The organism is Snodgrassella alvi (genome assembly GCF_002777745.1).
Classification (GTDB): domain Bacteria; phylum Pseudomonadota; class Gammaproteobacteria; order Burkholderiales; family Neisseriaceae; genus Snodgrassella; species Snodgrassella alvi_D.
The window spans coordinates 18938-31476 of the sequence record NZ_MEIO01000052.1 but is presented as its reverse complement, the minus strand read 5'-3'; the positions used below and the strand labels follow the sequence as shown (position 1 = coordinate 31476).

Here is a 12539-nt window from a genome sequence, read left to right as displayed (position 1 = left end):
AATGCTTACAGCTCAGCTCTTAAAATAATAGTGTGGCAGAATAGTAATTGATTGACGATATAATTTTGGCAAAGGACTATATTTACAGTAATATCTAAGAAATAAAGAAACAGCTACATAAAGAATAGATTCATCTAAGCGCCTTACAAAGCCATAATTTATTATGGAGAAATTTTATACTTAACCATTATTTAAAGGAAAAAAATTGGCTAAGGGATATTTTTTAAGGGTTGGAGATCGCACCACTTGTGGTGGCAAAATAATCAGTGGCGACAGCATGATTTTATGGCATGGAGTTGCTTCCGCTTGGGAAGGAGATAAGGTTACCTGTGGACAACATAGCGGAACCTATCGCATATCAGGTGGTGTAAGCAATATGTTTAGTCCCGCTAGAAAATTAGCCGGCTCAATCAGCAGCATCAGTACCTGCCCATGTAATGCACGTTTTATTCCAACAGTTACCGACAGTTATATTGATGAAACAATGTCCAAACCTGTTGTTGAGAGCATGCCGTATTCACGCAGCTTTTATATTCAATCGCCAGAAAATATTAAAACCTATGGTGTGGCTTATGCCATCAAAACCTCTTCACGTCTGGTAGAAGGTGAATCAAGCCGGGATGGCTATCTGGAGTCGATACAAACCCCACAGCCCGAGTCGGTGGAAGTAAGCTATTTTATTCAGACTAAATTAGGAATTTAACTATGCCGGAATTGATTACCCATACCATGAAATCTGCGCCCAGAATTACCCTGAATGCAGATATTTTTTCCATAGACCAGATTCCGGCCGCGATGGACAATATGGGTTGGAAAGTAGCTCCGCAACTCATGCGGCACTGGTTTAGCGGAAAGCCGGCCAAAGGTTTTACTGAAGCCACAAAAAATACCTATATGACGGGATCGGCAATAAATATTCCATTACAGCATGTAAATGATTCTATTGTGAAAATGGAATGGGCGTTGAGATATAAACCTGTGCAAAAAGGGTTTGTAAAATTAAAAGAAAACTGGGCAAGTGAAAAGGGACGTGAAGAGTTACGCAAGCAACTTGTAAAAAACAATGGTATTCTCAGACATTACAGAGACGTGAGGGAGATTGATACATTAACTGTAGTAAATTCAACTAAAATAGGCGATTATCTATGGGGTTTTGGAGAAACCATTAATGATTATTTCGGCGCAATAGGTAAGGCAAATTTAAAAGTTGCACCACAGGGGTATCAGGATAAATTTCAGGGCAAAGATGTTTTTATTACCGAGGCCATCGGATTTTATATCAAAGACAGCTATGATTTTCTCGGTGATGAATTTCTCGGTATCTGGAATAAAAAAGGCATACTCAGCAAAAAACAGGCATTGCTATATATGAATGCCTATGAGCTGAAAAAGTGGAAACTTTTATATGATATGGGGATGCAATGGACAGTGCCGGTATATAATAAGGATTTCAGGCAATGGCAGCAAATAAGGAATACGGGTATTGATTTTATTGTTTTTTCAGATATTCTCTGGATGCCTCCTTTATCTGGGGATAGAATTGTTAAATTATGAAGAAATAATCTTAAATATTCTTTGGTTTTATTGCTGGTTTTAGCTCTTTGGGTTGTTTGTTATTTTCTGCACTGCCCCTTAGACCAGCAGAATTATGGTTTTGTCCATGTAATTCCTAAAGATAGATCTGATTATATTGATTTAACAGAAAAACCAGACAAGGCAAAATTATTAATATGGTGGTAATAATTGTGCTGATAGATTTGAAAATTAAATCAAACCATAGGAAAGAAAAAGTGAAAGGCAATGCTTTTGCTGTATTTATTACAACTGTCTTGCAGAAAAATAGCAAATTTATTAAAAAATTAATATTTATAATTTTAACCATAGCTATGCTGATATGGTTGTTTTTTTTCTCCTCATCCAGCTTTTATGGTGATTTTAATCTGTGTTACACAGAAGAAGGCGATGATGGTGAATATTACTTAAATATGTATCAACATCTGCCCACCACACCGATTGCGGTCTATAAGCTGATAGATGGATACAACAAATATTTTTGGGTTTTATATAATAAAGAGGGCAAGGAGATATGGCATTCACCTCATTATGCCTATTTAAGTGATATGGTAGGTGGTTTGGTTGTTCCTACTAAAAAAAACAGTTTCTTAAGATATAAAAGTAATGAAGGATGGGAAACCATCGATTTAACAGATAAAATTAATCAAGTAAACGGTAAAAAAATAAGGAAATCAGCATAGATGGTTAGCAGTGAATTTAGCCAGCCTATCATCAGGTAGTGGAGTTTTAGATAATGAAAAAATTGATAAAAATTATAAAAGGGATATGCTATTTTGCATTTTTTTACTGGTTATGCCTGTTTTCGTCATCCAGTTTTTACGGGGATTTTAATCTTTACACAACAGTAAGGAGTGACGATGGCGAGTATTATGCCAATATATATAAACATTTGCCCACATCACCTATTTCTATAGTGCAAATACTGGGAGGTAATAAATACTTCACTGTTTTATATAATAAAAAAGGAGAAGAGCTGTGGAGGGTATCCTACTTTGACTATATTGGTGAGGAATCACTGTTTGATATGATGGCTTTTCCTGATGAAAGTAGTAATACTTTCTTTTGTCCAACAAATCATGGACTGGATGGGTATAATTTTTCTAAAACCATACGCAATCATAAATTACAGTAAAGCATTTTATATAAGCGGATTATGAAAAAAATATTGCTAAAGCTTATTATTTTATCTTCATCTTGTCTGGCTATTGTCTGGTTACTGTTGTTTTCATCATCCAGCTTTTATGGTGATTTTAATCTGCGTTACACCCAAGAAGGCGATGATGGTGAGTATTACTTAAATATGTATCAACATCTGCCCACCACACCGATTGCGGTCTATAAGCTGATAGTTGGAGACAGATATTTTTGGGTTTTATATAACAAAGAGGGCAAGGAGATATGGCATTCACCTTATTATGCCTATTTAAGGGATATAGTAGGTGGTTTGGTTATTCCTACTAAAAAAAGCAATTTATTAAGGTATTCAAGTAATGAAGGATGGGAAGCAATTGATTTAACGGATAAAATAAATCAAGTAAACGGTAAAAAATAAGGAAATCAGCATAGATGGTTAGCAATGGATTTAGCCAGCCTATCATCAGGTAGTGGAGTTTTAGATAATGAAAAAATTGATAAAAATCATAAAAGGGATATGCTATTTTGCATTTTTTTACTGGTTATGCCTGTTTTCGTCATCCAGTTTTTATGGAGATTTTAATCTTTATACAACAGTAAGGAGCGACAGTGGCGAGTATTATGCCAATATATATAAACATTTGCCCACATCACCTATTTCTATAGTGCAAATACTGGGGGGCAATAAATACTTCACTGTTTTATATAATAAAAAGGGAGAAGAATTGTGGAGGGTATCCTACTTTGACTATATTGATGAGGAATCAGTGTTTGATATGATGTCTTTTCCAGATGATGTTGGAATGGAAGGAAATTTTATTTGCCTAACAAATCATGGACTAGTTGGGTATGATATTTCCAAAACCATACGTAATCATAAATTACAGTAAATCATTTTATATAGGTGGTTTATGAAAAAGATATTGCTAAAGCTCATTATCTTATCTTCATCTTGTCTGGCTATTGTATGGTTACTGTTGTTTTCATCATCCAGCTTTTATGGTGATTTTAATTTGTATTACACCAAAGAGGGCGATGATGGTGAGTATTACTTAAATATGTATCAACATCTGCCCACCACACCGATTGCGGTCTATAAGCTGATAGATGGATACGACAAATATTTTTGGGTTTTATATAATAAAGAGGGCAAGGAGATATGGCATTCACCTTATTATGCCTATTTAAGTGATGATATATCTGGTATGGCTATTCCTACTAAAAAAAACAATTTATTAAGGTATTCAAGTAATGAAGGATGGGAAGCAATTGATTTAACGGATAAAATAAATCAAGTAAACGGTAAAAAATAAGGAAATCAGCATAGATGGTTAGCAGTGGATTTAGCCAGCCTATCATCAGGTAGTGGAGTTTTAGATAATGAAAAAATTGATAAAAATCATAAAAGGGATATGCTATTTTGCATTTTTTTACTGGTTATGCCTGTTTTCATCATCCAGTTTTTATGGAGATTTTAATCTTTATAAAACAATAAGGAGCGACAGTGGCGAGTATTATGCCAATATATATAAACATTTGCCCACATCACCTATTTCTATAGTGCAAATACTGGGAGGCAATAAATACTTCACTGTTTTATATAATAAAAAGGGAGAAGAGTTGTGGAGGGTATCCTACTTTGACTATATTGGCAAGGAATCATTGGTTGATATGATGGCTTTTCCTGATGAAGAAGGAATGGAAGGAAATTTTATTTGCCCAACAAATCATGGGCTAGATGGGTATGATTTTTCTAAAACTATACGTAATCATAAATTACAGTAAATCATTTTATATAGGTGGTTTATGAAAAAAATATTGCTAAAGCTCATTATTTTATCTTCACCTTGTCTGGCTATTGCATGGTTACTGTTATTTTCATCATCCAGCTTTTATGGTGATTTTAATCTGTATCAGCATTGATCACCTTTACTCATTGCTGCACAAACAATTTTATAAATCGTATATTTGCTTAGGTTTTTCTCTATAAGCTGTCTTGGTTTATTAGACTCTTCATCAATATGGGCGCATATTGATATATAAGTAATAAAGTATTGTCCTAATTAGTATTTATTAAATTTTAAATATTTATCTTGCACTAATTTTAACTAAATTAACCACAATAAAAACACAGACTGCCACACGGCGCAGCCTGCGCAGATTATTTTAATCTATATACCTTAGTTAACCTGATATTTAGATAAAGCAGCACGAATTTGTGGTAAAGCGGCACGGGCGGCCTGTTCGCCTAGCTGGATAGCCTGAGTCTTTTGGTCAAAGCCGCCAACAGCGCCCAGTTTCTGTACCTGTGGGCGGATAACCACCTGTGCTTTGCCCAGTTCGCTGCTTAATGCGGAAGCACTCATGATATTAAGGCTCTGGTCAAGGTAAGAAAAGAAATCTTCGCTGGTAAGGCGTGCAGGTTTGGCAGAAATATCTACAGCAATCACCACATTGGCGCCAAGTTGCTTAGCGGCACTAACTGGTACGGGCGCAACCAGACCACCATCTACAAAACGTTTGTTACCGATAACGGCAGGCTGAAAAATATTGGGAATACTGGCAGAAGCCCGCACAGCCTGCCCTGCATTACCACTGGTGAAAACAGCCATGCGTCCGGTTCCAAATTCAGTGGCTACTGCTCCAAAGCGGATAGGAAATTGCTGAATCTGCTTATTACGTACCTTGGTGTTGATGTAATCTTGCAGTTTCTGCCCCTTGATAAAGCCAGAAGTAGACAGTACCGGGTCGACCAGATCGGATTTATTCAGTATTTCAGCTTCCAGTTCCAGCCGGTCGGGACTCATACCGGAAGCGTACATACTGCCTACCAGTGCTCCGGCACTGGTGCCGGTAACGATATGCACCGGAATATGGTTTTCCTGTAAAACTTTAATTACGCCAATATGAGCAAAACCCTTGGAAACACCGCCACCAAGCGCCAGCCCAATGATGGCACGAGGCTTGGCTGGAGCTGTTGGAGTGGCCGGAGCAGTACTTTTGCAGGCAGTAATGGTGGCCAATGTAGTAATAATCAGTACGCTATTGCGCAGCAGTGCTGTGAATTTCATATGATATTAAGATACGGGTGTTTTAGTTGAAGATGAAGAGTAAAACTGTATTGGTGCAGCATTGTCTGGGAGTACTTGTTTTTTAATACCATGTCCATACACCAGTTCAAGAGTTATATTATGGATATCATTGTCTTGCCATGCTTTGGCCAGAATGCGTATTGCATCGATTTCATTATCAAACTGTAAACTTTGCCACAGGCCGGCCGTGCGCATGTCATCAATAAAACGCTCTGCCTTGGTATATTGCAGGGTAAGCATGTTCATGTCCATCACCGGATCGTAAAAGCCGTGCTGATAAAGCATGTCCCCAAGGTCGTGCATGTCCAGCAGGCATGGCGTTTTAACAACTATACCTTCTGCGCGCCACAGTGTCAGCACTTCTTTCAGGGTATCCGGTCCGAAATGGCTGAAAAAAAGTAAACCATCTGGCCGTAGAGCTCCCGCCCAGTTACTAATCACGCTTATGGGGTCAGCCTGATGAATCAGGCCGAGATTACTCCATACCATATCGGCAGCCTGATTGCTGGGAAGCTGATCAGAAACAATCTGTTCAGGCAGGCTGGCATTGAGTTTTTGCCACCAGCTTAGTTTGGTTTTGCGAATAGCCAGAGCTGCCTGTAAATAGGTATCGCGGCTGTCGAATTCCTGAAACTGTGCATGTGGATAACGCATTTTAAGCAGCCGGTAGCTTTCATTGCCATCTGCTGCGGCCAGCAGGATATGCTCCGGTGGCTGTCTCAGAATACTCAGGCGTTCGTCCAGAGTGGCAGCGAGATGTGCATGAAGAAACCAGTCTGGCTGGTGTGGCAGAATTGTCATGAATATTGTTCCCAAAACTGACCCAGTACCCGGGTAAATTCATCAGGATGGCTTAAAAATGGTGTGTGTGCAGCCTGCGGCAGCAGACACCATTCGCTTTGTGGCAGCTGCTGATGCAGATATTCACCCATGCGTGGCGGGGTAATGGCATCGCGGCCACCATAAATCAATAATACCGGACAGTTTATGCTACTGAGTAAAGGGCGTAAATCAGCCTGTTCCAACGCATGCAAAGCAGCGTTAAGAGCAGCAGGCGCTCCATACTGGCAGATAGCCGTCACCAGACTATTAAGGCATGCGCGCGCACCAGTATCTGCATACAGCATCTGCAACTGTAGAAACTGTTGCATGTATTTGGGATAATCTTCACTGAATCTGCTGGACATCATATTGAGGCTAGCACGCTGTAAACCTTGTGGGTAGTCACTGTCGGCCATCAGTTTGGCCAGACTTGCAGTCAGACATAGCGAGGCTACTTTCTCTGGATAGCGTGCTGCCAAACTCAATGCCACCATGCCCCCCAGTGACCAGCCAAGTAAATGGGTACGGGTGGTTAGTTGCGTGGCCAGTTGGTCGGCAATGCTGTCTATATTAAAAGTGCCATCAAATGGTGCGCAGCCATGGCCGGGCAAGTCCGGTATATAGCAGAATTTTTGCCATGTGGCCGGCAGATGTGCCAGTAAGGGGTCGAATATATGATGATTGGCGCCCCAGCCGTGAATCAGTAAGGTATGAGGAGGTGTGATCATGGGTATAATTTCATTACTCACTTCATTCTGGCACGCATGTATCGGTGTGCCCCATTGCTTATTATGCCACGATTATGCAGATATCTCAGGTTTGTGCCGAGCGTGCTGGAATGATATGGCAGCCTTGCAGCGTACGGATACAGATATATGTCCGCGTTACTGTGGCGGCCAGATTTCGGCCGGATTTTGCGAACAGTGCCAGCAGCAATGGCCGTTTACCTCTTTATATGCCAGTTATCGCTACGCGGCACCATTACAGCAGATGCTGCGTGCATTCAAGCATCAGCGCCAGCTTGCCTTGCTGGATACACTGGCAGCACTGATGCTGGCACAGCCACCGCAATGGCTAGAGCAAGTAAAGATAGATGCTGTACTGGCCATGCCATTGAGCCGCAAACGTCTGTTTGAACGGGGTTTCAATCAGAGCCAGCTGCTTGCTGCAATCATTGCCCGACATTACGCTTTGCCTGTACTGCAACCAGACTGTGTAGAACGTAGCTACCGGCCGCCACAATCAACTTTGAAAAAGTCGGCACGCCAGCGCAATGTACGCGGTGTATTTCGTCTTAATCATGCAGTAAAAAAACGTAACCTGTTGTTAATTGATGATGTTGTGACCACAGGCGCAACAATTACCGAATTAGCTCAAACCCTTAAAAAATCGGGCGTCTCACGGATTTATGTCTGGACTCTGGCGCATCCGGAATGAAAAATCTTTGACAGAAAAAAGGCTATTTGGCATAGTGTCGCCCTGTTAAATAACTGATTCAATTATTAACTGCATTACAATTTTGGCATTTTGCCAGTTCGTAAGCAACTTTTTGAACCCGCCAAAGTGCTGTACTAAATAACAGCTGGTGTTAGTTCTTGCCAATTGAGGTTACTGCCTCTCCTGCCACATTTTAAAGTGGCTGCCGCTGTTTTTTGCTGTCTTAGTATAAATTCAGTTTTACCAGATAAAGTGTTATTGTGAACAACACTGGTTGTACGTCTGGTTTTTGCGTCTATTACTCAAAGAAACGGAAATACGGTTTGATCAGGATTAAAGTATTATTTGTTAGCGTTGCAATGATGCTTGGTTTAAATATGGCCTATGCCAAACAAGCCAGTAATTTGTCAGCGCCGGTTTATCATGCTAAAAAATCAGTATCTAATCTTAAAGTAGTACCTGCAGAACATCTGCATAAAACAGCTAATCTTAGCTATCAGGTAGCGGGCAAACGTTATTATCCGCTGCAAAAAGTGGCCAGCTTCAGTCAGGTGGGTCGCGCCTCCTATTATGGTCAGAACTTTCATGGACGGCGCACATCTTCCGGTGAGCGTTTTGACAGTCAGATGCTGACTGCCGCTCATCCAACTCTGCCTATTCCCAGTTATGCTCGGGTAACCAATCTTTCTAATGGTAAGACAGTAGTAGTACGTGTCAATGATCGCGGCCCGTTTCATGCTAACCGCGTAATGGACTTATCCTATGCCGCAGCGAAACAACTGGGTTTTGTCCGTGCCGGTACTGCTCAGGTACGGGTAGAACAGATTCTGCCCGGTGAACGTATGCAACCGGCTGGCACAGGTGGCAGTATTTATGTAGACCTGCAACAGTTTAGCAACAAAGAAAAAGCTCAACAGTATCTGAAAGCTACCTCACAGCATTTACAGGCAGCCGGAAGCGAACAGCAGGCCAAGCTAGTGAAAGTTAAAGACAGCTATATTGTCCGTATGGGTCCTTTCAAGCAGCAGCAACGCGCCGATGAAGCGAAAAAATCAATGCTAACCTCACTATAAAGCCTGCTACAAGACCAGAGCAAAGCCCGTGGTATCATGCACGGGCTTTTGTATATTCGGTACTTGAGAAAAGAAGGAACAAAATGATTAGTCGTTTACGTGGCATATTATTGGAAAAAAATCCGCCTGTAGTCGTACTTGATGTTCATGGCGTAGGCTACGAGGCGCAGGTTTCCATGCAAACCTTTTACACCTTGCCGGCAGTGGGCGAAGAAACTGCATTGTATACACAGCTTGTGGTACGTGAAGACGCCCATTTACTATTTGGTTTTGGCACCCGCGAAGAACGGGAGACATTCCGCGCACTGGTAAAAGTAAGCGGTATTGGAGCTAAAAGTGCTTTGGGCATTTTATCCGCACTCTCCAGTGATGAATTGGCTACGGCTATTGCCAATGAAGATATTAAACGCCTGACAGCCGCTCCCGGTATCGGTAAAAAAACAGCCGAACGCATGGTATTGGAATTGCGTGGCAAGCTTGCTGGTGGTGGCGATGCTGCCGGCCTGTTTGCCTCAGAAGCGGCCGGTAATAACGAAGATATTATTAATACACTGCTTGCTTTGGGTTATACCGACAAAGAAGCCCGTACTGCCTGTAAAGATATACCGGCAGGCACCGAAATCAGTGAAGGTGTACGGCTGGCCTTAAAAAATATGCTATAAATATTTGTTTTATAATTACACAAGGCACCACAGGAAATTGTATGGCATCAAAATTGATTTTGCTTGATCAGGATGGTGTTTTGGCCGACTTTGAGCAGGGAGTGCGGCAATTATGGCAGCAGACTTATCAGCAACCACTGCCACTGGCTGAGCGCCGGCATTTTTACCTGCGTGATGATATGGCGCTCCAATTTCATCATCAATTAGATGAGCTTTACAGCAGCAAAGGCTTTTTTGCCTCTTTACCACCCATGTTAGATGGTATTGCTGCGGCCAAACGCTTACTGGAAGCTGGCCATGATGTACGTATCTGTACTTCACCCATACAGGCTTATCATTATTGTGTGTCCGAAAAATTCGACTGGATAGGCCGGCATCTGGGAGAGGAATGGCTACAGCGCATTATTTTAACCAAAGACAAAACTTGGGTACGCGGCGATATTCTGATTGATGATAAACCACAGATAAGCGGTAGCCTGATCCCGCAATGGCAGCACTGGATTTATGATCAGCCTTACAATCGAGACCAGACCAAGCTGAAGCGAGTAAACTGGTCGCAACCGGAAACCTGGTCTGAATTACTGCAATAATGACCATACAGAATAAATAGAAAGATTGGAGACTAGCAGTGAAAACAATATTTTTAACCTCCTATATTGCCGGAACAATCCGGCAGCTTGGGGATTTTATTCAGAAAAATCAAATAAACAGTAAAAATATCCTGTTTATTCCTACTGCTGGCAATGTTGAAAGCTATACCGGATATATAGATGAAGGCAAAGCAGCACTGCAACAACTTGGATTTCAGCTTGAATTACTGGATATAGCCAGTACCGATATCCAGCAGTGCCACCAAGCCTTTGCTGCCGCGGAAATAATCTGCATAGCCGGCGGTAATACATTTTATTTATTACAGGAGCTGAAAAGAAAAAATCTGGATAAGCTGCTTGTACAGAGAGTTGCTGAAGGCTGTATTTATATCGGGGAATCAGCTGGCACAATCATTCTGGCCGCAGATATAGAATATTGTAGTAGTATGGATGACAGCAGTTTGGCTCCTGAGCTGGAGAACTATACTGCTTTAAACATCATCGACTTCTATCCATTGCCGCATTATATAGAAGAACCTTTTGTTGAATCAGTGCAGCAGATCTATGCAAAGTATAGCGATCATTTACAATTAATACCTTTTAATAATCATCAGGCCATTGTTGTAAATAAGCATGATTATACAGTGGTGTGAATATCTGTGAATGGAAACAGATAAGATAATTACGCGGATAAGTAAAACCGCCTGAACCAGAAGTAATATTACTGTAGCACATTATCAAATAAGCGCCTGTAGGCTACAATAGCACCATTAATTCATTGCCAAAGACAGGTTTTATTAAACTTTGGTCTACCACAGCATCAGGAATACCCCATGTTTGGATTTTTCAGAAGAAAAAAAAATACTGAGCCAGCAGTAGAACAACCAGCGTCTACACCCAGCCAGCCAGAGAGAGTAGAACAGCCACAGGATGCGGCTACTGAATCAGCGCCGGCTGAAACAATGGTAAAAACAGAATCGGAAACAGCTCAGCATATCTCAGCAGAACCAGTACCGGCTGAGGAGGCTCCAGCCCAACCAGCTGCGGAGATAACAGAAGACATCATAGTACCGACGGTGGTGGATGAACCGGCAGCCATTGCCGTCACCACAGAAACAGCACCAGCCCAGACGCCAGAGGCAAGCGAAAGTACCATTGTTGTCCCAGTAGAGCCGGCAGAAACCAGTAGCGAAGCAGAAAAACCAGCTAAGCTGGGCTGGGCGGCACGTTTAAAACAGGGGCTGAGCAAATCGCGTAACCACATGGCCAAATCGCTGGCTTCTGTGTTTGGCGGTGGCAAAATCGATGAAGACCTGTATGAAGAGCTGGAAACCGTATTGCTCACCAGTGATATGGGCATCGAAGCCACCGAAAAACTGCTGGCACAGGTACGCCAGCGTGTTACCCTGAAAGGGCTGAAAAACGGTAACGAACTGCGCAGTGCCCTGAAAGAGGCACTGTATGAATTACTGCTGCCCCTACAGCAGCCTCTGATTTTACCCGCCGATAAAAAGCCGTTTGTCATCATGATGGCTGGTGTCAATGGTGCAGGCAAAACCACCAGTATCGGTAAACTGGCAAAGTACTTTCAGAGCCAAGGTAAAAGCGTATTACTGGCCGCGGGCGACACTTTCCGTGCCGCTGCACGCGAACAATTGCAGCAATGGGGTGAGCGCAATAACGTTACCGTAATCGCACAGGCTTCCGGTGACTCAGCCGCTGTGTGTTTTGATGCACTGGAAGCAGCGAAAGCGCGTGGCATTGATGTAGTACTGGCTGATACCGCCGGCCGTTTGCCAACCCAGTTGCATCTGATGGAAGAAATCAAAAAAGTAAAACGCGTGGTGCAAAAATCCCTGCCCGAAGCACCGCATGAAGTGATGCTGGTACTGGATGCCAATGTCGGCCAGAATGCCATTAATCAGGTAGTAGCCTTTGACGATGCCCTAGGCTTAACCGGCCTGATCGTTTCCAAGCTTGACGGCACCGCCAAAGGCGGCATTCTCGCCGCTTTAGCCGCCAAACGCCCTATTCCGGTACGTTTTATCGGCGTAGGTGAAGGCATCGATGATTTACGCCCGTTTGATGCACGCGCGTTTGTGGATGCGTTGATTGAGGATGAGTAATATTTAAGCACAGAAAGATATGATAAGA

17 protein-coding genes are annotated in these 12539 nt (G+C 42.1%); 14 read left to right on the top strand and 3 right to left on the bottom strand.

Annotated elements, in window-relative coordinates; translation table 11 throughout:
* The first annotated feature begins 205 nt into the window (after positions 1-205).
* The 8 genes from BHC51_RS07275 to BHC51_RS07240 all read left to right on the top strand — a co-directional run bounded on the left by BHC51_RS07275 (position 206) and on the right by BHC51_RS07240 (position 4494).
* Positions 206-703: a PAAR domain-containing protein gene (locus tag BHC51_RS07275; protein WP_100153674.1), complete on the top strand. Its 498-nt coding sequence runs from the start codon at positions 206-208 to the stop codon at positions 701-703.
* A gap of 2 nt (positions 704-705) precedes the next feature.
* Positions 706-1554 carry a DUF6402 family protein gene (locus tag BHC51_RS07270; protein WP_100153673.1) on the top strand — a complete coding sequence of 283 codons (849 nt, stop codon included), beginning with the start codon at positions 706-708 and terminating at the stop codon, positions 1552-1554.
* A 176-nt stretch (positions 1555-1730) separates the two neighbouring features.
* Complete coding sequence (locus BHC51_RS07265; protein ID WP_100153672.1) at positions 1731-2255, top strand: DUF6201 family protein; 525 nt, start codon at positions 1731-1733, stop codon at positions 2253-2255.
* Positions 2256-2308: 53 nt separating this feature from the next.
* The gene (locus BHC51_RS07260; RefSeq protein ID WP_100138019.1) at positions 2309-2707 is read left to right on the top strand and encodes a DUF6201 family protein; all 399 of its coding nucleotides are present in this window, start codon (positions 2309-2311) and stop codon (positions 2705-2707) included.
* A 21-nt stretch (positions 2708-2728) separates the two neighbouring features.
* Positions 2729-3127, top strand: coding sequence for a DUF6201 family protein (locus tag BHC51_RS07255; protein WP_100153671.1), 399 nt, complete (start codon positions 2729-2731; stop codon positions 3125-3127).
* A gap of 67 nt (positions 3128-3194) precedes the next feature.
* Positions 3195-3599: a DUF6201 family protein gene (locus BHC51_RS07250; RefSeq protein WP_100135770.1), complete on the top strand. Its 405-nt coding sequence runs from the start codon at positions 3195-3197 to the stop codon at positions 3597-3599.
* A 21-nt stretch (positions 3600-3620) separates the two neighbouring features.
* The gene (locus BHC51_RS07245) at positions 3621-4022 is read left to right on the top strand and encodes a DUF6201 family protein (RefSeq protein ID WP_100153670.1); all 402 of its coding nucleotides are present in this window, start codon (positions 3621-3623) and stop codon (positions 4020-4022) included.
* Between the two features lie 67 nt (positions 4023-4089).
* The gene (locus BHC51_RS07240) at positions 4090-4494 is read left to right on the top strand and encodes a DUF6201 family protein (protein WP_100135768.1); all 405 of its coding nucleotides are present in this window, start codon (positions 4090-4092) and stop codon (positions 4492-4494) included.
* Between the two features lie 395 nt (positions 4495-4889).
* Here the strand turns inward: BHC51_RS07240 and BHC51_RS07235 are convergent, their stop codons facing one another.
* From BHC51_RS07235 to bioH, 3 genes are read right to left on the bottom strand one after another with little or no spacing between them, the layout of a single operon-like run.
* Positions 4890-5780, bottom strand: coding sequence for a patatin-like phospholipase family protein (locus BHC51_RS07235; RefSeq protein WP_100099853.1), 891 nt, complete (start codon positions 5778-5780; stop codon positions 4890-4892).
* Between the two features lie 6 nt (positions 5781-5786).
* Positions 5787-6602, bottom strand: coding sequence for a methyltransferase (locus tag BHC51_RS07230; RefSeq protein ID WP_100099852.1), 816 nt, complete (start codon positions 6600-6602; stop codon positions 5787-5789).
* The gene (gene bioH, locus BHC51_RS07225) at positions 6599-7351 is read right to left on the bottom strand and encodes a pimeloyl-ACP methyl ester esterase BioH (RefSeq protein ID WP_100099870.1); all 753 of its coding nucleotides are present in this window, start codon (positions 7349-7351) and stop codon (positions 6599-6601) included. Before bioH ends, BHC51_RS07230 begins: the two co-directional genes overlap by 4 nt.
* Between bioH and BHC51_RS13085 the strand changes: the two genes are divergently transcribed.
* The 6 genes from BHC51_RS13085 to ftsY all read left to right on the top strand — a co-directional run bounded on the left by BHC51_RS13085 (position 7350) and on the right by ftsY (position 12511).
* On the top strand, positions 7350-8060 hold the full coding sequence (locus BHC51_RS13085) for a ComF family protein (protein ID WP_257384787.1): 711 nt from the start codon (positions 7350-7352) through the stop codon (positions 8058-8060). The two genes, bioH and BHC51_RS13085, sit on opposite strands and share 2 nt — an antisense overlap.
* Before the next feature lie 359 nt (positions 8061-8419).
* The gene (locus BHC51_RS07215) at positions 8420-9133 is read left to right on the top strand and encodes a septal ring lytic transglycosylase RlpA family protein (RefSeq protein WP_180296459.1); all 714 of its coding nucleotides are present in this window, start codon (positions 8420-8422) and stop codon (positions 9131-9133) included.
* Positions 9134-9216: 83 nt separating this feature from the next.
* Complete coding sequence (gene ruvA, locus BHC51_RS07210) at positions 9217-9795, top strand: Holliday junction branch migration protein RuvA (RefSeq protein ID WP_100153669.1); 579 nt, start codon at positions 9217-9219, stop codon at positions 9793-9795.
* 41 nt (positions 9796-9836) lie between these two features.
* Positions 9837-10385 carry a 5' nucleotidase, NT5C type gene (locus BHC51_RS07205; protein ID WP_100153668.1) on the top strand — a complete coding sequence of 183 codons (549 nt, stop codon included), beginning with the start codon at positions 9837-9839 and terminating at the stop codon, positions 10383-10385.
* A 38-nt stretch (positions 10386-10423) separates the two neighbouring features.
* A complete protein-coding gene (locus BHC51_RS07200) occupies positions 10424-11038 on the top strand; it encodes a Type 1 glutamine amidotransferase-like domain-containing protein (protein WP_100153667.1) in 615 nt (204 codons plus the stop codon).
* A 180-nt stretch (positions 11039-11218) separates the two neighbouring features.
* Positions 11219-12511, top strand: coding sequence for a signal recognition particle-docking protein FtsY (ftsY, locus tag BHC51_RS07195; protein WP_100153666.1), 1293 nt, complete (start codon positions 11219-11221; stop codon positions 12509-12511).
* Positions 12512-12539: the final 28 nt, after the last annotated feature.